The organism is Chitinophagales bacterium, from assembly GCA_020636495.1.
In the GTDB taxonomy this organism is placed as follows: domain Bacteria; phylum Bacteroidota; class Bacteroidia; order Chitinophagales; family Chitinophagaceae; genus UBA5543.
This window is the reverse complement of record JACJXQ010000008.1, coordinates 2,219,162-2,245,905: the sequence shown is the minus strand read 5'-3', so window position 1 is coordinate 2,245,905 and position 26,744 is coordinate 2,219,162. Positions and strand designations below refer to the sequence as shown.

The following is a 26,744-nucleotide window of genomic DNA, read 5'->3' as shown; positions in this document are numbered from 1 at the left end:
AATACTCTGTCGCAATGACGCGAGAGGGGGAGGGTACTTCACAGTGTTGGGTTCAGTTTGACGGTTATGATGAAGGCTGCCTGAAGGGTACGGTGACAACGCCAACCGAAAGGGAAAATATCCTATATCAAATATCCATTATCCCATATCTAACCACAAAGCAACTTTTGATACCGAAACTACCGTCGATTTAGCCTAAATTTGCCCCACTGAAATTTTTAGATGATATGCATAATGCCTATTTCAAGTACGAAGAACCAAAAAATGAGCCGGTACTGAGCTATGCTCCCGGAAGTAATGAGCGTAAGCAATTACAACAGGCTTTAGCCGATATGAAAGCCGAGATGCGCGATATCCCGATGTATATCAACGGGCAGGAAGTACGCTCCGGCGATAAGCACGAGATACGTCCACCGCACGAAACGGGTCATCTTTTAGGTCATTTCCATGCAGGCAGTGCAGAACATGTGCAGCAGGCAATTGACGCGGCACTGGCAGCCAGGGAAGGCTGGGCGGCTATGCCCTGGGAACATCGTGCAGGTATCTTCATGAAAGCCGCAGAACTGCTGGCCACCAAATACCGTTCGCGTATGAATGCGGCCACTATGCTGGGGCAAAGCAAGAATGCCTACCAGGCTGAAATAGACAGCGCCTGCGAGTTGATCGACTTCCTGCGTTTCAATGTTCATTACCTGACAGATATATATAAGCAACAGCCATTATCACCCACAGGCATGCACAATCGCCTGGAATACCGTCCGCTGGAAGGGTTCATACTGGCGGTAACACCATTCAACTTCTCAGCAATAGGCGGCAACCTGCCAACAGCGCCTGCTATGTGTGGCAACGTGGTGGTTTGGAAACCTGCTAATACACAGGTGTACAGTGCCAGTGTATTCATGGAGATACTGAAAGAAGCAGGCCTGCCGGATGGTGTCATCAACCTGGTATATACCAGTGGCCCTACTGTAGGTGATATCTGTTTCAACCACAGGGATTTTGCAGGGGTACACTTTACAGGCTCAACAGGTGTGTTCCAGACCATGTGGAAGACCATTGGAGGCAACATAGCCAAATATAAGAGCTACCCGCGCATAGTAGGGGAGACCGGTGGTAAAGACTTCGTAATGGTGCACCCCAGTGCGAATGTAGATGCGGTAGTGGCCGGCCTGGCAAGGGGAGCTTTTGAATACCAGGGGCAAAAATGTTCTGCTGCCAGCAGAGCTTATTTGCCATCGAACCTGGCCGATGAGATAAAAACAAAACTGATAGCTGAGGTGAAGACCATGAAGATGGGTGTGGTGGACGACTTTACGAACTTCATCAATGCGGTGATAGATGAAAAATCTTTCAACAGCATTAAGAAATATATAGATGGCGTAGCAGATAGTGATAAAGCTGAGATCATATGTGGCGGTACCTGCGACAGCAGCAAAGGTTGGTACATTGAGCCTACTATCATTGAGGCCAAAGATCCTAAGTATGTGACCATGTGCGAAGAGATATTCGGCCCTGTATTGACCATTCACGTATACGAAGCGGATAAATGGGAAGAGGCGATAGACCTGGTAGATACCACTTCGGACTATGCGCTGACAGGAGCCATCTTCTCGCAAGACCGTTACGCTACAGAACTGATGACACGCAAGCTGGTGAACGCAGCGGGTAACTTCTACATCAACGATAAGCCTACTGGCGCTGTTGTAGGACAGCAGCCATTTGGTGGTGCACGTGCTTCAGGCACTAACGATAAGGCAGGCTCCGCATTGAACCTTTACCGTTGGCTGAATGCAAGGACCATTAAGGAAACTTATGTGCCGGTTGAGGATTACCGTTATCCCTTCATGCAGGCAGATTAATACAAAGTATGAAACGTAGCATACTGCTCATATTATTGACTTTGGCATTTGCGGGTTGCAAAGACTGCACCCGCTATGCCAGGGGCTATGTCGTAGATTTTAACAGCCATGAAGCGATAAAAGGAGCTGAGATACACAGCTTTGCCGACTTGAATGACCGCACCCGCGACCACAGGTTCATCCATACAGATAGCACCGGTTGGTTTGAAACGGCTTATGTTGTAGATGGCCTTGCCAAATGCGGCGGCCTGAAACTGGTGATCAGTTATCCCGGCTATCATACAGCTTATGCTATAGATATTCCCCTGGATGATACCATCTACCTGGAAAAGAAGAAGTATTAGTAGTTATTGTTTTGCTACTTATTGTACTGGTTCATAGTTTGTTGTATGCCTCTGAAGGCGAAGCTCTCGATCATTTCCACGCTCTTCAGCACCAGTTCTTTGACGATCGGAAACTCCTCGGAGGTCCATTTGCCCAATACAAAGTCTACCTGCATGCCTTTGGGGTAGTCATTGCCAATGCCAAATCGCAGTCTCGGGTATTTAGTGGTTTGCAGGCTTTCCTGGATGCTTTTCAGGCCGTTGTGGCCTCCGTCGCTGCCACTGCCTTTCATACGCAATGTGCCAAGTGGCAGTGCCAGGTCGTCCAGAATTACAAGAGTCTGTTCTACAGGAACTTTCTCTTTCTCCATCCAGTACTTGATGGCTTTGCCACTCAGGTTCATATAGGTAGAAGGTTTAATAATTACAAAATTTTTGCCTTTCCACTTGTATTCTGCCACTGCTGCCAGTCTGTCTTGTTTAAAGGTAACGTTGTTCTTTATCGCCAGTACATCGGCAACATCAAACCCGATATTATGTCTTGTTCCATCATATTCCGACCCGATGTTTCCTAAACCAATGATTAAAAATTTCATGTATATTTTGCTCTAAGTATTAATTTTGGGCAATATTTGTAAAAATCAATGTGTGATACTTGTAAAAATGTCAATATGTGTAAAAATATTTATTTGCATTACCCAACTAAATTAACTAATTTTTCGTCCTGATTATTAGACTAATACTGCAATATTAGCAATTCGTTAAAAATTGCATTGATTAAGGAACAAATTAAAATGTATATAATGAGAAAGGGATTTTACTTTCTAACATTAATTTTCTGTCTTGGTCTTTTTGATGCCACAGCAGCTTACTTTAATATCACAACCTTATCCGGTGTTCAGGTAGTAGGTGGTGTTACTGTGACAGTCAATCCTATTAACGGTCCTAATACCGGTACTACTTGTGGTACAGGTCCTTACCAGATAGGTAAACTGCACACTGACGGCTATGAATACAGGTTTGGAGGTACCGGTGTAACCCAGGTTCGTTTTGAAATGATCAGGATACACGATGATGATACTATACGTTTTGATGTTGATAATGGTTCAGGCTATACACAATATAACCTGACAGGGGCTAATTTAACTCCATATGCTGGTACCTGCAGCATGACCTCTAACAACATGACTACTCCCGGAGGCTTATTGAGTACTACCGGTGGTGCAACCGGTGCAGGCCAGGGTGTACAGGTAGATATATCACTTACACCAGCTAATATTTACGGCATTAAAGTAACTCACATCAGGGCTGCAGGTAATGCGATTGCCAGTGACGTTATCTATGCGGCATATTTGCAAGATGACTCCTGCTCTCTGGGTTTTGTTGCAATGGCAGACTCTCCGACATGTTCGGGCAGGGATATACAGCTTACCTCTACGGTATTCCCTAATACAACTTATGCCTGGACAACCAATGCGTTCCAGCAACCAACCTGGGCACCCTCAAGATTTGTTTCAGATCCTAAATTGCTTAACACAAACCAGGCACAGTCAGGACAATACATCGTTACGGCTACAAGGGGAGCTTGTATCTATAAAGACACGGTAAACATCAACGTTTCTCAGTCGCCAACTACAGGAACTGTAACGCAGGCAGGCCCTGTATGTCCAAACGAAAACGACACGATCTTCCTGAAAAACATCAACCTTCCTATTGGTGGATGGGCTGTTGCCTACGGTGCCTGGGGACGTGATACGTTTGATGCATCCCAGGGATATATCCTTGCAATAAAGAATATCCAGACCAGCCAGAAAGGCCTGTATAATATATATGCGGTGGATATCCTCGGATGTTATTCTGATACCTTCGGATTTATACTGAACGTATACGACGACATATTTGCCAACTTTACCTGGAGTGTATTAGAAGGTTGTGATCAGGATACTGTGACATTTGTTAACCAGACATCTACACCAAGTGGTGGCTATAACTCTACCTGGAATTTTGGTGACAACACTCCTTTGGTTCAGCTTAAAGACACAACGCACTATTACATAGTACCGAAACCAAATTACGACCCTCGTGACTATAAAGTGAAACTGGCCGTTGATAATGGTTTCTGTTATGATACACTGGAACAAACATTGACAATCAACCACCCTGTAAAAGCCAAATACATACTGGATGACGATAGTATTTGCCAGGGTGAGACCATTTCATTCTATGCCGGCGATAGTTCTTATGTAAAACCTGGTACAATACCACAGATGTTGTGGAGGTATGGCGATGGTGCCACAGATACAGTGTTTGACGTTCAACACCAGTACGATGTTGCAGGCCTTTATACGCCTACATTTGTTATGACTGACTTCCTGGGATGTTCTGATTCTTTCAAATTGCCTATAGTTGTTGACTCAAATGGTTTCGTATTCTTTGAGACAGATAAAGAAAACGTGTGTGTGGGTGAAGAGATCACATTCACGGCTAAGTATTCTAACTATGGTTACATTTCGGCGATATGGAACTTTGATGATGGTGTAACCATCCCTGATTCAACACTTGTATATCACTCATACCAGGAGCCTAAGACTTATAATGTAGTATTTGATATCAAGTACCGTATTTGTCCTGATGTAAGCTATACCGGTCAGTATACAGTAAAACCTGTTCCGACCGTGTACCTGGGCGATGATACTACTATCTGTCCTAATGGCTCACCCATCTTTATACAGGATGTGAATTATGGTAGTAATCCGAACACGAAATATTCATGGAATACGCCTGAAAAAGATGTAACACCGGGTATATGGATACACCATCATGGCAGGTATGCTGTTACAGCTGACCTGGATGGATGTAAAGCATCAGATACTCTTGTGGTTGAGAAAAATTGCTACATCAATATTCCTAATGCATTCACGCCAAACGGTGATGGTAACAGCGATTATTTCCTGCCTCGCCAACTGCTGTCTCGCAATGTAACGTCATTCGATATGCAGATATTCAACCGTTGGGGTGAGCAAGTGTTTGGTACACAAACCCTCAATGGCCGTGGATGGGATGGTAAATATGGTGGTGAAGATCAACCAACCGGTGCTTACATTTACCTGATTCAAGTAACATTTGCCAACGGGATTTCGGAACGTTACCAGGGTAATGTTACCTTATTAAGATAAAAGGCTCTTAATGAAATAAATAATAAAGGCTGCCGATCGGCAGCCTTTATTATTTATTGTAAGTTTTGTATAATATCCTGAGAAAGGAATAATCTTTAGTTAGCGTATTCGCTCATGAATTTGATACGCATCATTTGAAGTTGTTCAAGGGTTACGTTACTGTCTTTGAATTCTTCGTACGCGTCTTCTATGTTATCATCAGTACTACTGCGGAAATAGTCGAAAATGTCTTCCTGTTCATCATCATCCAGCTCTTCATCAATCGTGTAGTCTATATTGAGTTTAGTGCCGCTGGCAACAATGGTGTCCATTTCAGTAAGCAGCTCCTGCAAGGTGATGCCTTTATTCCGGGCAATAGTCTCAAGGGGTATCTTTTTGTCAATATTGAGGATGATGTACACCTTCATTCCGCTCTTGTTGACAACGCTCTTCATGACGAAATCATCCGGTTTTACAATGTCGTTCTCCTCAACATATTGTTCAATAAGAGAAACGAATTTCTTACCGAATTTTATTGCTTTGCCTTTACTTACTCCCTGTATCTTCTCCAGCTCTTCGAGTGTAGTGGGGTAGTTGGTTGCCATGTCCTTCAGTGAGTTTTCCAGGAAAACTACGAAAGGAGGTACATTTTTTTCTTTAGCTACCTGCTTTCTCAGGTCTTTCAACATATCGAAAAGAACCGGGTCTGTAGTGCCGGCATTGGCTGCTCCTGTCTGGGCTTCCTCATCATCGTTGTCACTGTCCTCAAATTTATTATTCAGCGCCACCATGATTGAGAATGGCTTTTTGAGGAACTTGTGCCCCTCAGGGGTGATCTTCAACAGGCCGTATTCCTCAATATCCTTTCTTACTAATCCTTCCAGCATCATCTGCCTGATTAGCGAGAACCAGAAATTGTCTTCCATTTCCATGATCTTACCTGAACCGAAGGCTTTTAGTTTGTCATGCCTGAACGTTTTTATTTGTGGCGTGGCCTTGCCAAGTATGACATTAACTACATAGTCTATATTAAACCGCTCATCCAATTGGTTGATAGCGTCCAGTACGATCTTTGAGCTGTCTTTAACTTCAAGCTTCTCTTTAGGGTTCAGGCAGTTGTCGCACTGCCCACAATTATCCTGTTTTAACTCTTCACCAAAATAATGTAGCAACAGTTTGCGCCTGCACACACCACTCTCGGCATAGGCAACAGTTTCGGCTATCAGTTGAGCCCCCATTTCCCTTTCGCTTAGTGGTTTGTCGCGCATCAGATGTTCCAGTTTCTGCACATCTTTGTGAGAATAGTACAGGATACATTTCCCTTCAAGCCCGTCCCTGCCTGCACGGCCGGTTTCCTGGTAGTAGTTTTCCAGTGACTTGGGAATGTTGTAATGTATGACGAAACGTACATCGGGCTTATCTATACCCATGCCAAAGGCAATGGTAGCGACTATTACATCTACCTCTTCCATCAGAAAATCATCCTGTCTTTTTGCTCTTACTGATGCTTCAAGGCCGGCGTGATAGGCAACAGCAGATATTTTATTGGCTCTGAGTGTATCAGCTAGTTCTTCTGTCGCCTTCCTATTGAGCGTATAGATTATGCCACTCTTGCCTTTGTTCTGATTGATGAATTTTACAATATTCTTAAGGTTGGTACTCTTATTGCCCTTTGGTTGGATCTCGTAGTACAGGTTAGCCCTGTTAAAAGAGGAGACAAAGATATTAGGGTCCTTTAATCCCAGGTTCTTTACTATGTCGTCCTGTACCTTTGGCGTAGCTGTCGCTGTAAGGGCTATAATGGGCAGGGAATCACTAATCTGGTCTATCATGGTCCTGAGTTTGCGGTACTCAGGCCTGAAATCATGCCCCCATTCTGATATACAATGTGCTTCATCAACCGCGATGAATGATATATTCATTTCGGAGAAAAACGTTATGTTTTCTTCTTTAGTCAGGGTTTCCGGGGCAACATATAAAAGCTTAGTAGTTCCATCCAGCAGGTCAGATTTTACTTTCTTTTGCTGTGTTTTACTCAAAGTAGAGTTAAGAAAATGAGCAATGTTATCCTTGCTGCTATAACTCCTTATCAGGTCCACCTGGTTTTTCATAAGAGCAATAAGGGGAGAAACTATAATAGCCACCCCGTCGCTAATAATGGCCGGCAATTGGTAGCATAATGACTTTCCACCACCTGTAGGCATTATCACAAATGTATCCCTGCCAGACAAAATGCTGTTAATTATCTGTTCCTGCTCTCCTTTAAATGATTCGAAACCAAAATTTTCCTGAAGCGCCTTTTTTAGGTTCAGTTTTGATTTTGAGGTAATAGTACCTGCTGTCATATTTTATTTTTTACACCTAAGTAAACGTCAGATCATTCAAAATATTTATGTGAAATATCTATATGTAGGTTGCGTTTGTAAAAAGGTTTGCGAATTTACAACTAACAATTTAAATAAAATGCCCTTAATATGCAATGTTTTCATAAAATATATACACACTTTAATTTGCACAGTTACTTGATGAGTAAACAGGGTGTCTTAATAAAAAAACACCCCCGGTTAATTGTCCGGGGGTGTTTTGAGACTACATATTTACATTATCGTAACAACGTTATGTTGCCTTGCTTTTGAATGGCGTGTCCTGAAGGTGTAACTGCTTTTATTGTGTAGATATAAACCCCTGTTGGTTGGGATGCTCCATTGTAGGTTCCATCCCAGCCCTCATTAATGTCAGAGGTCTCAAACACTTTTACTCCCCAACGGTTGTATACGGCAAATTCTTTCAGTTCAGCTATACCACGTCTTACTATTTTTAATGTTCCATTGGTCCTTCTGCCCGGTGTAAAGGCGTTTGGAAGATCCAGGTAGCTATCATTTATAACTATGATGTCTATAGAGTCTGTTACGGCACAACCTGCTTCAGTACGTCCGTGCACTATATATCTCGTATCAACTTCAGGACTTACAGATGGATTGCTTACATCGGCATTGTTCAATCCCAGTGGTGGGAACCATGTATAATACAGGCAATTGCCGCCGGGATCCATAGTATAGCTTTCTCCCGGGTAAATAGTCACCTTGTCAGGTATCTCAATTATTGCTCTAGGACGCACAGTTATGTTAATATGAGCAGTATCAAGGCAGCCAACACTGTCCTGGCCAAATACACTATAGCGCTGATCTGCAACTGGCCATACACGAGGTTGCAGACTACTGATGCTGCTTATATTCAGGTCAGGCGTCCAGTAAAACTTAGTGCCGCTGGCAACGTCCATATCTATTGATATACTATCGCCGGCACATATAGCAGTGTCTCCCGGTAAGAACAGGAAGGATGCTGCATATACATTCAGATTTACTTCGTCAGTATCGCTACAGCCTGCAGGTGTTTTTACTATAAACCTGAGTGTTGTACCTCCTTCAGTTATTGCTGAGAATATAGGGTTTTTACGATCAGGGAAGTCTAGCGCAACTCCGGGTGTCCAAGAATAAGTGTATTTCGAATATTTTTCGGGCGAAACTATCGCTGATAGTTGCATTGTATCGCCATAACACATGCTGGCATCGTCATCTATACTTGCAGTTGGTATTGGTTGAACGTCAATCACAAAATCAGCTGTAGTGTCACCATTCGGTGCTCCGAGTGGTACATTTTTACATTTATAGTAATCGCCTTTTATAACATACGTATGTTTACCAGTGTCACCCGGAGTGATCGTTGTTACAATATCATTTGACGGGTTGTAGGTGGCTGCTCCATCTGTTTTTGAGTTCCATACGATGTTATAGCGCGCATCTACTTTTCCCAGCACATCTACTGATTGTCCGACACATATCTGTGTATCATGATTATCGAGTGTCAAACCTGTCAGAACATCAATCAGCACGGTATCAATTGTTTTGCAACGATTATCGCTTGAGCCTACCTCGACCGTATATTGAGTAGTTGTTTTCAGTTTAGCATCAGGTTTGTCAGAAGTAGCACTGCTCAAACCTGTGGCAGGAGTCCATTTAACATTATATGTAACACCGGGCTTTTTAACAATACCCAGGTCAAGGGGCAATGTTACTCCCGGACAAGTAGTGTCATCATTTACTCCTGTCATATCGGGTCCTTTGAGAACCGTTATCGTAACGGTATCTTTATTCAGGTCAGGGCAATAAGTATTTACAGTTGATGTGACCTCGTATGTTGTCGTTACTTTCGGTGTAGCAATAGGATTTGGTATGTTAGTGCTATTTAAACTTGGATCAGTGCCATTTAATACCTTCCAGCTATAATTGCCTCCACCAACAACTCCAAGGAACGCAGGTTCCCCATAGCATATACTGGTATCGGGTGTTGCTTCAACAGGTCCCCATATTTTCAGGTCAATAACCTTGGCATACTGAAGCAGGATGCCCGGTGGTTTACATGTTGAATCTTTGATCAGTACCAGGAAATTGTGGCTACCGACATCGTTGATGGTAGGTGTCCAGTTAAAACAGCCTGTTACTGTGTCTGTTCCCTGGTTACTATAGTTTATAGTTGCACCGGGTATGGCTAAATTCAGGTTGTCTTCCGCAAGGAGCACCGTTTCTGTATCTGAAGAATAAACAGTAAAACAGAAATCAAGCTTTTGCCCTACACAGCCATATACAAGCCCATTGCCAAAGTCTCCTCCGATAACTGATACAGTATCGAGTGTAGGAGGAACAATGGTACACGGTATCACCTGTACCTGCACATCTCTCATAATAGAGCCAATCTCTGTCATCACGTTCCCGTTTTTGCGGTATTCAGATGTTTTGATGGATAATGCTGCCGCCCCGCTTTGTGTAGCAGTAAATGTCATTTGCCCGTTACCCCCTGTTAATACAAAAGAATTATTTGTTTGCATTGGGTTATTGGGGAAAGTTATCGGCGGGGTAGCATTTTGTACCGTTTGAACATTGGTATTGGTTGCTGCACATGAAGTGTTGTTCAACGGGTTGATCATCTGGGACCAGAGTGAATCTCCGTCAGCATCCAGCGCGCCATTGTTATAAGTGTATTGCCTGTTCAGACATACATATGGTATTGGTTTTACGGAGTAGAAAGGAGATGAATTATCCCATGTAAAACTGCTGTTAAATATAGTCTCTACATAAAAGTTATCCTGGCCCACAAGGTTACTTGAGGTATTTCTGCAACAAAGAGAAACACCGAATTCCCAGTAGTTACATTTAAGAGGTAAGGTAATGATGCATGAATACCACCATTCCCGGTAACCGGGGAGAAAGTATTGTGTATTGTCGCATTTGTTGAAAGAGTTGGAACAACCTGCCGAAACAGGGGCGCCGTTAGGACGGCCATCGGGTGGTAATGTCCCCGTCCATTTAGGCATGTTTACACTGAAACTCTGGTTGGTGCATGTGTTGTGACAACACAGCGTGAATGAATTAGGTTCAAAAGAACCTGTGCAATCCCGGTAGAATTTCATGAAGAATTGATACGTTGAGTCGCTGATATGTACGTATATTATCTCACCCCCGGCAGAGTGCGTAGCAAATGCTTTGTCCGGTATTAATAAGGATGATAGTAATAAGCACAATACACTAATAAAGGATAATGATCTGTTTTTCATTACTGAGTGTTTTTTGGTATGATAAATTGAATAGCTCTTATTGTATAAGACTAAGTCAGGATTGTTTATAGTTGGGTGTAATGTTAATTTTATTGTAAAATTGCTTTTTATTAATACGACTTATGTGTATTTGAATTGTCAGTTAATGGTACAGACCTTTTTGATATTGCCGTTGATTAATAGTGTTGATGGAGGTTGCAGACCACAATAAAAAAGGCCCCTATCTTGGGGCCTTTTTTATTATTAAAGTATTTAAGGAACACTTACCATCCAAGCAGGTAAGCGAAGATAAGAGGCGCAACAATAGTCGCGTCACTTTCTACTATATACTTAGGAGTATCTATATCCAGTTTACCCCATGTTATCTTCTCATTGGGCACGGCGCCGCTATAAGAACCATATGACGTAGTACTATCGCTTATCTGGCAGAAATAGCTCCAGAAAGGAACATCGTGCCATTCCAGGTCCTGGTACATCATCGGTACAACACATATTGGGAAGTCACCGGCAATGCCACCACCTATCTGGAAAAAGCCAACACCTTTACCAGAACTGTTGGTGCGATACCAGTCGGCCAGCCAGGTCATGTACTCAATGCCACTTTTCATGGTCGATGGTTTCAGTTCGCCTTTTATGCAATAGGAAGCAAATATGTTGCCCATAGTACTGTCTTCCCACCCCGGAACTACTATCGGAATATTCTTTTCCGCAGCAGCAATCATCCAGCTGTTTTTGGGGTCGATCTCGTAGTATTCTTTCATTACTCCGCTGAGCAATAATTTATACATATACTCATGTGGGAAATAACGCTCACCGCTATCCTCAGCATCTTTCCATATTTTATATATATGCTTTTGTATGCGACGGAATGCCTCTTCTTCAGGGATACAGGTATCGGTAACCCTATTGAAACCATTTTCCAGTAGTTCAAATTCCTCTTTCGGGCTAAGATCACGATAGTTAGGAACACGTTTGTAATGAGTGTGTGCCACAAGGTTCATAATGTCTTCTTCAAGGTTGGCACCAGTACAACTAATGATGGCAATTTTATCCTGGCGTATCATCTCTGCCAGGGAAATCCCCAATTCTGCTGTACTCATAGCACCTGCAAGTGACACCAGCATTTTTCCACCTTCAGCCAGGTGTGTTTCATATCCCTTGGCTGCATCTACCAAAGCTGCGGCATTGAAGTGGCGGTAATGATGTTGTATAAATTGAGAAACCGGACCTTTGTTCATGTCTGTAATTTTATCAACTTGATTAATGAAGCAGAGACGCCTGTTGACAAGCGTCTCTGTAAAAATATATCATTGTTGTTCTGATCTTAATTATCAGGCAACAGGTGTTTTAGAAACGATGTTCTTAATAGCATCCGTTGTCAGTGATTTAGGACGTTCGATAGGCAGGTTCAGTGCCCTGTCCCAACAAATGCTGGCTAATACGCCCAACGCACGGCTCACACCAAACAACACTGTATAGAATTCTTCTTCCACCAGGCCGTAGTGTTTCAGCAAAGCACCTGAGTGTGCGTCAACGTTTGGCCATGGGTTTTTGATCTTACCTGTAGCTTCTAATATTGCAGGAGCTACTTCATATACATTCCAAACTGTTTGTACAAGTGGGGAATCAGGACAATGTTTTTTGGCAAACTCCATTTGCGCCGTAAAGCGAGGGTCTGTTTTGCGAAGTACAGCGTGTCCATAGCCCGGCACAACTTTGCCCTGAGATAAAGTCTTCTTAATGTAATCTGCAATCTGCTCTTTGGTTGGTTGGTCATTGCCAATCTCTTCGCACATCTCTTCTATCCAGCGAATCACTTCCTGGTTGGCCAGGCCGTGCAGCGGACCGGCCAGGCCGGTCATACCTGCTGTAAATGCCAGGTAAGGATCGCTGAGAGCGCTACCTACCAGGTGCGTAGCATGTGCCGATACGTTACCGCCTTCGTGGTCTGCGTGTATGGTCATATACAAACGCATCAACGCCCAGAAGCTTTTGTCTTCGAAACCCAGCATGTGAGCAAAGTTTGCTGCCCAATCCAGGTCAGAATCCGGTTCGATACCGTGTCCATCATGGTATTTGCGGCGGTATATATATGCTGCCAGCTGTGGCAGACGAGCTATCAATGTGATCGTATCTTCGTAAATGTAATCCCAGTGTTCTTTCTTGCTGATACCGTCTTTGTATGCCTTTGCAAATTTTGATTCTGTTTGCAATGCCATTACCCCCATACAGAACAATGTCATAGGGTGAGAGGTAACAGGCATTTTATCAAGTACGTTGAAAACGTGTTTAGGTATGTTTGAGCGGCGTGAGAATACCATAGATAGATGTTCAACATCTTCTTTAGTAGGTAATTCTCCTACCAGCATCAGGTAAAATAATCCTTCCGGCAATGGCTCAATACCTCCTTCAGCTTTAGGCAATAGCTCTCTTAACTCCGGTATTGAATATCCACGAAAACGTATACCTTCTTCTGAGTCCAACAACGACGTTTCTGTCACCAATCCGGGTATGCCGCGCATACCCTGGTATGCCTGTGCAACCGTTACTTCGCCAAGTTTAGTATTACCATGTTGTGTCAAAAGGTCTTTTACTTCTGCCGCAAGTGCGTCTGCTTTTTCTTTAAAGCGTTCTTTAACGTAGCCCATAAAATTTGATGCCTGCTCTTTTATATGTTATATTTTTTTAAATTATAAGGTTGGAAGCACAAATGTACGAAATGTACACCAAGTATTAAAAAAGCATTATTAATCTTTTGTTTACAATCTGCTAAATTCTTAGGTTGATAGAATGAAGTATGGGATTATTGTTTATGTATAGATATCTGCTTCGCTATAGTTAACTTCATACCATCACCAGTGTGACCGAAAATGAGATTACTACTTGAACAGATAAGGAAATGCGATATTTGTAAGGAATACCTTCCTTCAAACCCCAACCCGGTATTACAGGCATCAGGCACATCAAGATTGCTCATTGTAGGACAGGCACCCGGCAGTAAAGTTGATAAATCTGGTATTCCATGGGACGATGCCAGTGGCACGCAATTGAGAAGGTGGTTAGGAATAGATCCCGACATATTTTACAATCCTGAGATTGTTGCACTTGTGCCTATGGGGTTCTGTTATCCGGGAAAAGGAGCGTCCGGTGATCTTCCTCCGCGGCCGGAATGTGCTCCACAATGGCACAGGTCATTGATGGCAAATATGAATAAGGTACATTTGACCTTACTGATAGGCCAATATGCCCAGGCATACTACCTGGGGAATGCGGTGAAAAACAACCTGACTGAGACGGTAAGGGCACATCGTGAATATTTACCGACATATCTTCCATTACCACACCCGTCACCTCGCAACCGTTTGTGGCTGTCTAAAAACAAGTGGTTTGAGCAGGATGTATTGCCCTTATTGCAAAAAATTGTAAGCGAATGTTTATTGAAGTAGACCTATTTGGTATTAGCTCTGTTTAGCCTGGCATAAATCAACGATAGAATAGTAAGTGCTATATACAACCCACCAATGAATATAAGTTGTTTGGGCTGGTACATGTATTCATAATAAAGTATGAGAGCGCCACCGGCAAACAAGCCAGACATAACAATGATGGCGTATAGAACTGAGGTGTTTGTCTCTTTCCTTTTAACAAAGTTGGCGTAAGCCATCAGAAAAGAAACGATAATGAAAGTGATACTGCCAAACTCAAGTATTGTTTCTAATCCACCACTTAATATCAGCAGAAATGACGACATGGTTATGGTAATAATTGCATTGTAGGGAATAAATACTTTTCTCTTTTTGGACATTATTCCTGGAAAGTAACCATCGGCTGCGATCACAGCCATAAGTCGTGAAGCGCCAAATATAGTTCCATTGATAGCGCTGCTTGTTGCAAGCAGTGCTCCGAAAATAACAATGACAAGTCCAAAATTGCCAAGTATACTTGCAGAACCTGAAGCAAGTGCATACTCTTTGTCGCTGATGATCAGTGATTTTGGTATGGTGCTAAGTGCTCCTATAGCGATAGCTATGTACAATAGAGTAGCAATAACAATGGCTGAATAGATAGCTCTTGGAATGTTTTTTGCAGGATCGCTCATTTCGTTGTACGCATGTATCACCAGTTGAAACCCTTCGAATGCAACAAAAGTGATAGCTGATACGATCACAATAGTTGTAAAAGATGTGTGAGCGTTGATAAGAGGAGTCATATTATTGATGTCTCCTTTGCCAGCCAGCAGTCCTGACATAAACAACAAGATGACAATCTTTGTATAGACCAATACATCTTCCAGTTTACCCATACCTTTTACACTGAGGATGTTCACTGTTGCAAATAATGTAAGTACGGCAGCGGCTACAAGCTTCAATGTCCAATCATTCTTGTAGGGCAGTACACTACACAGGTATGACGAGAATGTGTAAGCATACAATGCAAGGGTGCTGATATAACCAAAAACAATGAGCCAGCCAATAATAGAAGAAGCAAATTTTGAAGACGGAAAGGTTTTTTTAAAAAAAGAATAGGTGGCACCTTCGTCTTTATATAGCTGTGCCAGTCGCACATATGAGAAAGCAGCCAGGTAAGCCAGTATGCCGCCAATAAGTATTGCAATAGGGGTTGCGTTTCCAACCAGCTCAACAGATACGCCCAAAATAGAAAAGATACCACCTCCCACCATTCCGCCAAGGGCAATAGCAATTAGTTCTGCTACGCCAAGGGCTTTATCTCCTTTTTTTGTTTGTTTTCTGAACATCTGGATAGCTTGATCAATACTTGTATTGCTATGCCGGACTGAATCTTTACCACTTATCTTTTTCCTTCAGCACGGTCTTGTCAAATGTGCTTTGTGCCAGCGGGTGGTAGTTGTTTCGGTATTTAGCATATATATCCTGCGCCATCTTCTCTTTACCCGTAGCCATCATTTCGTTATATAAAGGCTCAAGGAATTTTCTGCGGCCTACTTTCCCGAGAAAAGTGTCCATAGCAGGGTAGGCAGCTTTATAGTCAGCTGTAATAGCTGTTTGATACCAAAGGTCTGCTATTTCACTGTTATTGCTGTTAGTGAAGTTGTACTGTTTATCCAAAGCTGACATTTGCTTTACAGAAAGCGGTTTGGGCATTTTACGCAGAAAATGCAACCATTCGTGAGTGGTCCATCCTGCTGTATTCAACCCGGCAGGATCAGTACCTGCAAGGAACTTAGCTCTTTCTTCATCTACTTTATTGAATCTTTCCATATCTGCCCTGGGAGCATTATCAGGAATTCCAGGGCCGTATACCCATGCATCGATATTTATTTTGTCTGCCAGTTCTTTATCACCTTTTATAAGGTTGGTATTCAGGTAATCAATAAAATCTTCTGTTGTAATAGTTTTGAAAGCATGTGAGTCGAAGTATCCTTTCAGAAATGCATCCATGCGCTCCCTGCCTACATTATTCTCTATTAACTTCAGAAAAAGAGCACCTTTTTCATAGGCTATGTCTGTTAAGCCTTCATCCGGGTCGCGTCCTTTCAGGTCAAGTTTCAAATGAGAATCTTGCATATTGCTATCTGCCTCCATTTCTTCTACCGTGTGCTGCAGGTCCTGGTAGCCAAGTTCCCAAAGCATGTCAGCATAGCTTTTGTCCGTCATTTTTTCTGTGAGCCTGCGCTCAAAATAAACTGTAAAGCCTTCATTCAGCCAGAAGTCATTCCAGGTAGCATTGGTCACCAGGTTGCCGCTCCAGTTGTGGGCCAATTCATGAGCTATCAGGTTCACCAGCGATTTGTCTCCCGATATGATCGTGGGAGTACAGAATGTCAATTTAGGATTTTCCATACCTCCGAGCGGAAAGCCAGAAGGGAGTACCAGAATATCATATCTGCCCCAGCGGTAAGGTCCATATAGTTCTTCTGCTGTGCGTACCATATCACCAACCTCGCTGAATTCATTATAAGCTGCGTCAATGACAGTCGGATCAGCATAAACACCTGTAAGTTTATCAATAGCCTTGAATTGCAGGTCGCCCACACCTAAAGCCATCAGGTAGGCCGGGATGGGTATGTTCATATTAAAATGGTAAATACCACTGTCGTTCTTTTGCTGTGGATTATCAGCACTCATCAGGGCTAACAGTCCTTGTGGTACCTGCACCCTTGCAGAATAGGTAAACCTGATTCCCGGGCCATCCGGACATGGTATCCAAGAGCGGGCATATATACTTTCCGATTGTGTATACAAGAAAGGAAATTGTTTGCCGGATGTTTGTTGAGGTTCTAACCACTGTAATGCTCTCGCAGATGGGTCTGACTTGTAAAAAATATCTATGTGCTTGCTGTCCTTGTTAACAGGGATTTTCAAAGCATTGCCCAGGTGTATTAACGCCGGTCCCCAGGTATACTGCACTTTTTTATCGTCTACATATACACTGTCAACAGTTAACCTGTATGCATCCAGGATCAGGCGGTCCAATCCGTATTTATTATTGATATCCCATGATGCACGGCCAATGATCCTGTGTTGTTCAAAATCAACTTTGATATCCAGGTCCAGGTGCTTTACCCGGATACTGTCAGCATTGCTTTGTGTGTGGTCATCTATTACAGCCACTGTTTCAGTATTTTCTGCCTTATCTCCCTGGTTGCAAGATGCTATTAAAGTAGCCATTGCAATACTTGAAACTATTTTTTTAAACATTTATGTAATCGGTATTTTTTTTAATTAGTTATCCGCATCTTCTTTTTTGATGCTTGCCCATGAGGTGTTTTTAATACTATCCAGTATTAGCCACAAAAATATGGAGGACAATATTAAGAAGACTATTTTTAGCGAAAATGATAATATTGTTAACATAGACGGAGATAACATACCCGAAAGATCAAATAATTTACCTTTCCCGGCATGATTGCCTATACCTACTACGGCTCCGTGTGTAAGACCAAGCACTCCAATAAACAGTATGGTGCCCAATACTCTGAATATGCCCTTAATGCCTGAATCCTTTACCTGTTCTTTTTTTGAGAATGGCAGCATCCTGTGGTTAATGCGTATGATAGCTGCAGAAAACAGGGTGATGTTAATAGTTGCGAGGAGAATATCCGGTATGGTGGCAGGCCCCCAGATAACAACCACAAATAATCCTATTGCCAGCATAAATGGCAGGAAGAATTTGACCCATATCGCTTTAAAGGCCCCCAGTATGATCTCTCCCGGTCTTTCTACAGGCGCAGCGTAGTATATCCAGGCTGCTTTGTATTGGTCGGACATAGTGACATAAGTCAATGCCTGGGATATTACGAAAAAAGACAGGTACAGGAGTATTACAAATGTATTATGTTGCGGTAATTCCCTCCATATATCTCCAAGCGATTTTGAGCTGTTTAATATGTAAAAGAAATAAACCGGTACATAAGCGAAAGTGGGGTAGACCCTCATTCGGAAGGTCCGGCTACGGTTAGTTTGTATCCATGCAATAATAAACCCTGCTTTGGAAGTTTCCGTTTTATTAAGCAGGTGCATTAATTGATGTTTCAGGCCTTGTTTGCCTTGTTGTTTGGCAACTTTGTTTGATTTTTTTACCGGGCTGATGTCATTATCAGATGAGACCAATGACCTCGTAAAGTGTGGGGCCAGCCATCTTACTGTTACCCATAAACTGGTAACCGGAAAAAGGATAGCAAGTATACTTAACCATTTCGTGCCGGGAAGGATATGAGCTGTTGGTTCTATCCATGTCCAGCTGGCTGCTATCCAATAGGTAGGCAAGAATTTAGCCCAGTCATAAGTTTCAATACGCATATGCTCTATCGCCTCAGTGTTCATCATTCTTGAAGAGAGCATCCAAACAGCAAAAAATACAATTGAAAATGCTATCTGGAAATAATTCAGTATATCCTTGAATTTTCCGGGGCCGGCTATACGTAACATTAAAATGTATAAGCCACATACACAGAATAATACAATGAATATTGTCAGCATCAAAGGAACAGGAAACCACAGTGCACCTACCCATCCCTTAATAAAACCAAACATTACCCATGCAGGTATCGACATAGGTATACCCATCCTGAAGAGGTAAATACCTATATATAACAAACGTGACAGCATGATGGTCCTGTCGCTGACAGGCCTTGAAAACAAGATGATCTTGTCTTTTGTGTCTATAAGAACATTGGCAAAATCAGTGATGAGCGTGAAGGTGAAAAAGAATGTGAAAACAGTATAAAAAAGAGCAAGCCCGATAACCGGTTCTACCGCAGTAATGAAGATCGGAAAAATGTAGATAAATCCGGTTACTAATGATAGGAACATCGTAAGTAGTATCGTGTTCCTGCGTTCTTTTTTCTTTTTGTGTTCTACGCCCCTATTGGCACCAAAGGACACAGGCTTACGGTTATCCATGGTAAGTTTGACTTCCAGTATCGCTTTCAGTTGTTCTGTGTCTGCACCCAGCATTTTCCATATGCCGGAAAAAAGCATGGCGAATTTTAGTAGCAGCTTACTCATGTGTGCTAATTGTATTTTCAGAGTTGTCCCTGAACGCCGAGGCAAAATCGCCTGCACGTTCAGTTATATTATCTGTCGAAGTGAGTTTCGAGAATATTTTTTCCAATGAGTCACTGCTTTCCTTGCGCAGTTCTTCAATTGTACCATCGGCTAAAACAACACCTTTGTCTATCAGAACGATCCTGTCGGATACTTTTTCGACAACATCCATCATATGCGAGCAATAAAAGATAGTTTTCCCTTCTGCTTTCAGCACCTGTAGCAGCTCTTTCACCATGATCACCGCATTCGCATCCAACCCTGAGAGCGGTTCATCCATTATTACGATCCTGGGATTATGTAACAACCCGGAGGTGATAAGTACCTTTTGCCGCATACCTTTTGAAAATCCGTCCATACGCTGGTCCAAATTATCTTTCAGGCCGAATATGTCCAGCATTTTCATCATCCGCTTCTCTATCAGATCATCCTGCAAATGGAAAAGCTTACCCACAAAGGTGAGATACTCTCTCGGTGTCAGCAGGTCATACAATTCTGTTAGTTCCGGTATATAACCAATGATCTTTTTTACTTCTATTACGTTTTCAGAAAGGTCAATACCTGAGACAGTAACATCTCCCTCGTAGTCCTGTATAATACCTGATAGTATCTTAACGGTAGTAGATTTACCTGCCCCGTTAGGGCCTATGTAGCCAATGATCTGACCGGGATATATGTCCAGGTTAATATTATCCAGCGCTTTTCTTTCCCCATATGTCTTGGAGAGATTTCTTATAGTAATAATAGGTTCCATAATTTTTAATTAGTGTTCCTCACGGTTATCAAAAGTACTCGTGTAAAACGTAAAAACAATATTCGACAATAAATGCTATGCCATAAGTAGCTTAAAGGCATGGTTCCATTCGTTGCGCAGGAACCCGGGTATGCACCATAACATACACAATGGTTCAATAGCTCTTGCAGAGGCTGCTTTGCCCATATCTACGGTTTCCCAGCCAAATTTGTCTAATATGTTAGTTGTTTCGGCCTTAGCATTTTCATTATTGCCGCATATGAACATCGAAGGCTTTCCCCCTTTAAATGAGGGATTGACCATATATGCATTGCCAACGCTGTTGAAAGCTTTGACAAAGTGAGCTGCCGGATAGCGCTCCTGGAGTATTTCCATTAATGACTCGTCCAATGATGTGAAAAAGTTCAATACGCCATCCATCGGAGGTTGTTCTGAAATGGGGTTTGTGGCATCTATTATGGTTTTACCCTTTAAGTTTTGTGGACCTGCGCTTTCTATTGCTTCTGTGGCCGCCCGCCCTGACACAGCCAGTACGATGATCTCACCGAATTCAGCTACTTCTTTAAAGCTCCCTGAAAAGGCATGTTTTCCTCCTTTTTCTTTCCAATCACCCAGTTTTGTGATGTCCCTGGAACCCAGCATTACAGCGTGCCCAAGGTGTAAAAAGCCATTTCCAAGAGTCCTGGCTACCTGGCCTGAACCTAAAATTCCAATTTTTTTTAAATTGCTCATATTTCTTTATGTTAATTTGTTTTATATGACCTATTAATCAGTAGTTAAAAGTAGGTTATGCTTGTGGAAAATGTATAATTTGAGTGGACAAAAACTTCTTAAAATATGCATAAAATACGCAACGATATATGTATATTTGAAATGTTGACATTTTTCTCAACCTTTTTGATTATTTTAACGTCTATAACGATACAATGAAAATTATCAGCAAAAATCTGTACTTAAATTTAATAACAATTATGAAGAAGCGCTATTTATTAATGTCGCTCTTTGCCCTGTTCAGTATGATGCTCACGGCAAACAAAGCTTCTGCCTCACACGCTGCGGGTGCGGAGATAATTTATGTACATATCAGCGATTCAACTTATCAGTATTTCTTTAAGTTCTATCGCGATTGTACAGGTATCCCTGAACCATCAAGCGTGCAGCTCTGTTTCTATAACACCTGTACTAACCAGAGCTTTAATATTAATATGAACAAATGGACAGGTACCTTACCACCGGACAACAGGCCGAATGGTTCTTCCGTATCTGCCGGATGTTCACAGTATTCCAATAAGTGTGATAACTCATCATCCAATGTTCCGGGTTACCGTGAGTGGTGGTACTCTTGTATCGCAACATTGCCGCTGAAGTGTAACTACTGGAAATTTGGTGTATCAATAAGTGCTCGTAACAACCAGACCAATATCATACCGGGTAACCTGTATGTAGAGACTGCATTCAACAGTAGTTTCACCTGGGTTAACTCATCTCCATACTATTCGGTTAAGCCGATACCATATGTTTGTCTGAACCAGGCATATACTTATAATAACGGTGCCCTGGATGCGGATGGTGACTCTTTGTGGTCTCAAATGATCAACCCGCTGGGCGCAGGGTCGTGCGTTGGTACTCCTTCTAATGCATCACTGGTAACACTGACACCTCCAATTAACTTTACCAATAACCCACTTCAGAGTAATAACTCATTCAGCCTGAATGGTGCGAATGGCCAGATGGCATTTACAGCTACCCTGCAGGGTGCAGCCACACTGACCATGAAGACCCGTGAGTTCAGGAAGAACGGTAATAATTTTTCAGAGATAGGTTCAATCATGCGCGACATCCAGGTGCAGGTACTGCCATGTAGTACGATAGCCCCTACACTGGATACAGTATCTATTAATGATAGCGGAGTATTCAGCAACGGATTTGTATATGGTTGTGTTGGCCAGAACCTGAACTTCTGTTTTGTGATCAAATCTACTGATACAGGTGCCGTATTGCTTGCAGAAGATAACCTGCTTACTGCAATACCCGGCGCAGCACTTACATATACTAACCTGAAGACAGACTCAGTAAGAGGCTGTTTCTCATGGACACCAACGATCAATGATGTGGGTAAACACAGTTTCCTTGTGATCATCAAGGACTCAACGTGTAAACCACCGGGCATCCTGTTACAGTATGCCAAGACGGTAGACCTTCAGATCTGGGGCCCTGTAGAGGCTTCACCAGATACGAGTATCTGTTACGGCGAGCCTGCCTTCCTGGGTGTAACCGGCGGAGCGAACTACCAGTGGACGGTATTGAGCGGTACAGACCCCAGTTTGTCTAACCCGAACATACCTAACCCTGTAGCTACACCAAAAGTAACGACCACTTACCTGGCAACCTCAACGATCAACCCATACTGTCCTACGTTCAACAAGGATACAGTAGTGATCACGGTACTGAATGGCCCCACTATGAGCGGTCAGCCTGATGATACTACCTGTCCTGGCGTAACCTTGCCGCTGGACCTGGGAATCGTTAAGAGTCCTGGTGTAACTTATAATGTAAAATGGACACCTGCAACAGGATTGAGCAGTGCTACTTCAGACAAGCCGGATGCCAAACTGAAAACAACTACCCAATATACAGTAGAAGTAGGATCCAGCGATAACCGTTGTAAGACACTGGATACAGTACTGATAGACGTATTGACGGGTCTGACACTGGATAACCATGATACACAGATATGTGTTGGCCAGTCAGTAGATGTACTGGGTAAAATGGATGCACGTTATAATATCGTATGGAATTCTAAAACAGACGGCGCAGCTACGTACAATCCGTCAAATGATATCGTAACAACGATCACTCCCGGTGATACGGGTAATCACACCTATGTGATCACCGGTGATTATTACAAGTGTAAGAATGTACCATTGGGTGCACCCAACGGCGATACATCGGCAGAGTTTGTGATCAATGTACAACCTAACCCGACCGTTAGTGTAGATGATGATGCGAGTATGTGTTATGGCGATACGATGCAACTGACAGCCGTAGTATCACCGGATAGTTACCACGACTACATCTATTCATGGGCACCTGGCGAGGCACTGGATTTCACAGACCGTACCAACCCGATCTTCTCAGCGATCACTGAGGGAACCACGACGTTGAAGTTCATAGCTAAGACGCCGGCTGGTTGTAGCGATAGTGATGAGGTGAGCCTGAATGTCTTCTCAGCGACATTCCTGTTCCTGCCGAATGATACCGCGATCTGTCCGGGTGATACCATATCTATAGATATGAATGTAGCGAGCGGCACTAAGTTCTACTGGTTACCTGATTTCAACATCAGCAGTGTGAGCAGCATGCAACCACGTATATGGCCAGTAGCAGATCAGCAATATTCAGTATATGGCGTAGACAGCCTTGGTTGCCTGGATACTGCGCATATCAGCATCACGGTACGCCCGAGGGCAGTGATAGACATGCCGGATTCAATAACGATCTATCCTGGAGAGAGCTACCAGATGGATCCCGGAGGTAACTGCCTGTACTATACATGGTTCCCACCACTGGGTCTGAACAATGCAGATATCAGCAATCCGTCGGTAAGTCCGAAAGTGAATACGAGGTATATAGTACATGGCCGCACAGAGGCTGGTTGTATGGTAACGGATTCACTGGATGTGATCGTGAACAATGACAGCTACCTGACGATGCCGAATGCATTCACTCCGGGTAAGCGTACTAACGGAACGCTGAAGATAGTGAGGAGAGGTATAGCAGACCTGAAGAGCTTTGCGGTGTACAACCGTTGGGGAGCTAAGGTATTTGAGACCAAAGACATCAATGAAGGTTGGGATGGCACCTACAATGGTGAGATACAACCGATGGGCGTATACCTGTACACAATAGAAGCAGTAACACCATCAGGACAAACATTTAGAAAACAAGGCAACGTAACACTGATACGTTAATCCTTAGATGATAATGCAAAAGGCGGAACATTTGTTCCGCCTTTTTTTTGTGCTATTATTATGGGAAAATATAGTGTCTATGAAGGTTATGCTATACCGTCCCTTTTATCTGCGTAAGTTTCGTACTTGTCACCGAATTCCAGGTGTAGTGCATTGCGCAGCAATGCCGGATAGGCGTACCAATAATTATTTTTTATTTTGTCCGCCATAAATTCTTTGCCATATTCAGCAGTAAGCAGGATGATCTCCGTTTCGTCAAGTACATCAGCATCTTCTTCCAGAAGTTCTTCACGATGCCTTTGTATCAACTCATAAAACTTCTCCCTGGTGTCGATACCGAAATGAATTAATTCTCGTTTTTCTTCCTTGTAATTACAAGGAGCATAGTCGTTCTGTTTCGGCAATAATTCAGATAGAACACTATATATATCGTCGGTAGTTATTTCCCTCATGATATAAAGTTATATGATAAATTCATTTCAGAAGGGCCGGGTACACATAAATCAGCAGGTTAATCAAATTTTCTAAGTAAATAATCCATTCCCAGCAATTCTGAACAGGTTGCTACTGCTGTTATGCTTACGCCCAATACACCATGGATATTTACATTTTGTCCTGTTAATAGTAGATTAGGTATCCGGGTGCGCGTTGCGATGGTTGTTTCGTTGGGTTTGTTGACATCTTTTAATATACCATATAAAGACCCTTCGGGCGTGCCAGTATAATCACGGTATGTGAGTGGGGTAGCCACCTTTTTAGCAATTATGTTACCCTTTAAAACAGGTAGACGCTCATATACTTTTTGCAGCAAAAGTTCGCTCTTCAATTCTTTAAAAGCGTCATATTCGGCACCTCTTTCCTGTTCATCTCCTGCACGGTTATGGGTGTTACTCCATTGATCTACTTCGCTGTAGTGCATATAGCATAGTATAGATACACTTTCCGCAAATTCCGGGTTGTTCTTGTCCTGTGTGTAAAACAATGTGTAGTTGGCCGGCCATTCTTTGATCCTGTAGTTCACAGCTGCCCATGCATCATTTGTAGCATTCCAATACAGGTTATGATGTTGCATGGGTACGGTTCCTTGTTTCAGTGCGAGATTCAGCATGAACGATGATATTGTTTGAGTCAGGTTCAGGACCCGATTCCGATATGCAGGTCGTATCAGATTACTATCAATAAGCGAAAGCAGAACCCCGGGATGCACATTTGAGATAAACTGCTTACCGTATATGCGTTCTCCATTCTTAGCCATTGCATACGATAAAGCTCCATTTTCTTCAATGAGTTTGGTAATTTCAGTATTGCGAAATATTGTGGCACCTAAATTTTGCAATTCATGCCATAAGAATTTAGAGATCTGTGAGCTGCCTGGAAGCACTTTATGACTACTATGTATATAGCTCTCTGTTACCAGTGCGTGCAGGTAGAACGGTGTTTTGCCGGGGATGCCCGCATAAAGCATATTGTTGCCAACTAATACATTTTTGAGTAGCGTGTTATCAGATATCTTATTTAGTGTTTCTGTTAATTCCCAGCCACTGACAGCTGCTTTTTCGTTAGGGTCTCCATTTCTTAACCTATATAAAGGGAAGTGGTCACCAACTTTTTTTATAGTAGTAATGTATTCTTTCAGGGCTTTCTCTTCTCCTGGAAAGTATGCTGATAGTTGTTCTGTGAAATTCTCAAAACCCTGTGCCAATGGATATTCATTTGCATCATTGCCAAAGGCGATCTTATCAAAAGCATCTTTGTTATATTCTTTCAGATGCAGTTTGCCCATAATGCCCGCATAAGAAAATATGCGGTTAAGGGTATGCCCCTCACCTAAACCGCCTATATAATGTACACAACTGTCAAATACTTTTTTTTCTACAGAGAATGTCTGCAGGCATCCGCCAATTTGTTTGTCCTTTTCAATAATACAAACCTTCATGCCTTCTTTGGCAAGTATAACAGCAGAAAGCAGGCCTCCAAGACCTGCTCCTACTATCACTATGTCGTATGTGTTACTATTTGTCAATAGGTTATTCAATTATTACATAGTCAGCAATTCTACCATTGTTAAGTCTTACAGGACCCTTAGCATTAGTGCTACGTTTTTTAATAGCTTCTATTTGTTCGTAACAATAGCCACGGCGGTTTTCTAGTGTTATTAAGTCCTCTGTTTCCCAATATTCGCCTTCATCAATAATGTCAAATTTCGAGAACTGGGACTGTATTGATTTAAAGAACTTAACTATTGAAATATGTACTTCTGCTGGAGCAAATTGAGTCTTGCAATAGTCACATAAAATAAGATCGTCGCCGAATTCCAATTTAAGTTGTTCTGAATTATAATGAGGTTCTATCGCTATGCCTCTTACACGACCGGTATATTCAGTGGATATTTCATTTATCACTCTGCTTATCTGTCCATGCTGTTCATCTATCAAACGATATGGCATACTATTGGAAATAGCAAATCTTTTAGCTGTATCTATTATTTTTGTTACTGCCTCTTCGTTTGTTGCTATACCATTAAAATGTATTGTCACTCCCAT

General features: G+C 42.5%; 18 protein-coding genes. 5 read left to right on the top strand and 13 right to left on the bottom strand.

The window, feature by feature from the left end; all coding sequences use genetic code 11:
* The first annotated feature begins 227 nt into the window (after window positions 1-227).
* Together pruA and H6550_09880 are read left to right on the top strand one after the other, a co-directional pair.
* The gene (gene pruA, locus H6550_09885; GenBank protein ID MCB9046433.1) at window positions 228-1,859 is read left to right on the top strand and encodes an L-glutamate gamma-semialdehyde dehydrogenase; all 1,632 of its coding nucleotides are present in this window, start codon (window positions 228-230) and stop codon (window positions 1,857-1,859) included.
* A gap of 8 nt (window positions 1,860-1,867) precedes the next feature.
* Window positions 1,868-2,203 (top strand): carboxypeptidase regulatory-like domain-containing protein, encoded by a 336-nt coding sequence (locus H6550_09880; GenBank protein MCB9046432.1) that lies wholly within the window; start codon window positions 1,868-1,870, stop codon window positions 2,201-2,203.
* 14 nt (window positions 2,204-2,217) lie between these two features.
* Here H6550_09880 and H6550_09875 read toward each other — a convergent pair whose 3' ends face one another.
* Window positions 2,218-2,778 (bottom strand): aminoacyl-tRNA hydrolase, encoded by a 561-nt coding sequence (locus H6550_09875; GenBank protein ID MCB9046431.1) that lies wholly within the window; start codon window positions 2,776-2,778, stop codon window positions 2,218-2,220.
* A 207-nt stretch (window positions 2,779-2,985) separates the two neighbouring features.
* Here H6550_09875 and H6550_09870 point away from each other — a divergent pair, with 207 nt between their 5' ends.
* Window positions 2,986-5,358: a gliding motility-associated C-terminal domain-containing protein gene (locus H6550_09870; protein MCB9046430.1), complete on the top strand. Its 2,373-nt coding sequence runs from the start codon at window positions 2,986-2,988 to the stop codon at window positions 5,356-5,358.
* Between the two features lie 95 nt (window positions 5,359-5,453).
* On the opposite strand, the gene recQ is transcribed toward H6550_09870, so the two are convergent.
* The 4 genes from recQ to H6550_09850 form a co-directional block, all read right to left on the bottom strand.
* Window positions 5,454-7,682, bottom strand: coding sequence for a DNA helicase RecQ (gene recQ, locus H6550_09865; protein MCB9046429.1), 2,229 nt, complete (start codon window positions 7,680-7,682; stop codon window positions 5,454-5,456).
* 257 nt (window positions 7,683-7,939) lie between these two features.
* Window positions 7,940-10,948: a gliding motility-associated C-terminal domain-containing protein gene (locus H6550_09860; GenBank protein ID MCB9046428.1), complete on the bottom strand. Its 3,009-nt coding sequence runs from the start codon at window positions 10,946-10,948 to the stop codon at window positions 7,940-7,942.
* Window positions 10,949-11,211: 263 nt separating this feature from the next.
* Entirely contained in the window at window positions 11,212-12,186 is a 975-nt protein-coding gene (locus tag H6550_09855; protein MCB9046427.1) for a deoxyhypusine synthase family protein, read from the bottom strand.
* Between the two features lie 93 nt (window positions 12,187-12,279).
* Window positions 12,280-13,596, bottom strand: coding sequence for a citrate (Si)-synthase, eukaryotic (locus H6550_09850; GenBank protein ID MCB9046426.1), 1,317 nt, complete (start codon window positions 13,594-13,596; stop codon window positions 12,280-12,282).
* A gap of 222 nt (window positions 13,597-13,818) precedes the next feature.
* Between H6550_09850 and H6550_09845 the strand changes: the two genes are divergently transcribed.
* The gene (locus H6550_09845; protein MCB9046425.1) at window positions 13,819-14,394 is read left to right on the top strand and encodes a uracil-DNA glycosylase family protein; all 576 of its coding nucleotides are present in this window, start codon (window positions 13,819-13,821) and stop codon (window positions 14,392-14,394) included.
* Between the two features lie 2 nt (window positions 14,395-14,396).
* Here H6550_09845 and H6550_09840 read toward each other — a convergent pair whose 3' ends face one another.
* From H6550_09840 to H6550_09820, 5 genes are all read right to left on the bottom strand, one after another.
* Window positions 14,397-15,704, bottom strand: a complete 1,308-nt coding sequence (locus H6550_09840) for an amino acid permease (protein ID MCB9046424.1) — start codon at window positions 15,702-15,704, stop codon at window positions 14,397-14,399.
* A gap of 46 nt (window positions 15,705-15,750) precedes the next feature.
* Window positions 15,751-17,628 carry a M1 family metallopeptidase gene (locus H6550_09835; protein MCB9046423.1) on the bottom strand — a complete coding sequence of 626 codons (1,878 nt, stop codon included), beginning with the start codon at window positions 17,626-17,628 and terminating at the stop codon, window positions 15,751-15,753.
* Window positions 17,629-17,652: 24 nt separating this feature from the next.
* Window positions 17,653-19,437: a hypothetical protein gene (locus tag H6550_09830; protein ID MCB9046422.1), complete on the bottom strand. Its 1,785-nt coding sequence runs from the start codon at window positions 19,435-19,437 to the stop codon at window positions 17,653-17,655.
* The gene (locus H6550_09825) at window positions 19,430-20,230 is read right to left on the bottom strand and encodes an ABC transporter ATP-binding protein (protein ID MCB9046421.1); all 801 of its coding nucleotides are present in this window, start codon (window positions 20,228-20,230) and stop codon (window positions 19,430-19,432) included. The genes H6550_09830 and H6550_09825 overlap by 8 nt, the downstream gene beginning before the upstream one ends.
* 75 nt (window positions 20,231-20,305) lie before the next feature.
* A complete protein-coding gene (locus H6550_09820; GenBank protein MCB9046420.1) occupies window positions 20,306-20,962 on the bottom strand; it encodes an NAD(P)-binding domain-containing protein in 657 nt (218 codons plus the stop codon).
* Between the two features lie 239 nt (window positions 20,963-21,201).
* Here H6550_09820 and H6550_09815 point away from each other — a divergent pair, with 239 nt between their 5' ends.
* Window positions 21,202-24,201 (top strand): gliding motility-associated C-terminal domain-containing protein, encoded by a 3,000-nt coding sequence (locus H6550_09815; protein MCB9046419.1) that lies wholly within the window; start codon window positions 21,202-21,204, stop codon window positions 24,199-24,201.
* 86 nt (window positions 24,202-24,287) lie between these two features.
* Here the strand turns inward: H6550_09815 and H6550_09810 are convergent, their stop codons facing one another.
* From H6550_09810 to H6550_09800, 3 genes are read right to left on the bottom strand one after another with little or no spacing between them, the layout of a single operon-like run.
* A complete protein-coding gene (locus H6550_09810) occupies window positions 24,288-24,653 on the bottom strand; it encodes a hypothetical protein (GenBank protein ID MCB9046418.1) in 366 nt (121 codons plus the stop codon).
* A 59-nt stretch (window positions 24,654-24,712) separates the two neighbouring features.
* Window positions 24,713-26,236, bottom strand: a complete 1,524-nt coding sequence (locus H6550_09805) for an NAD(P)/FAD-dependent oxidoreductase (protein ID MCB9046417.1) — start codon at window positions 26,234-26,236, stop codon at window positions 24,713-24,715.
* On the bottom strand, window positions 26,229-26,744 hold the full coding sequence (locus tag H6550_09800) for a hypothetical protein (GenBank protein ID MCB9046416.1): 516 nt from the start codon (window positions 26,742-26,744) through the stop codon (window positions 26,229-26,231). Before H6550_09800 ends, H6550_09805 begins: the two co-directional genes overlap by 8 nt.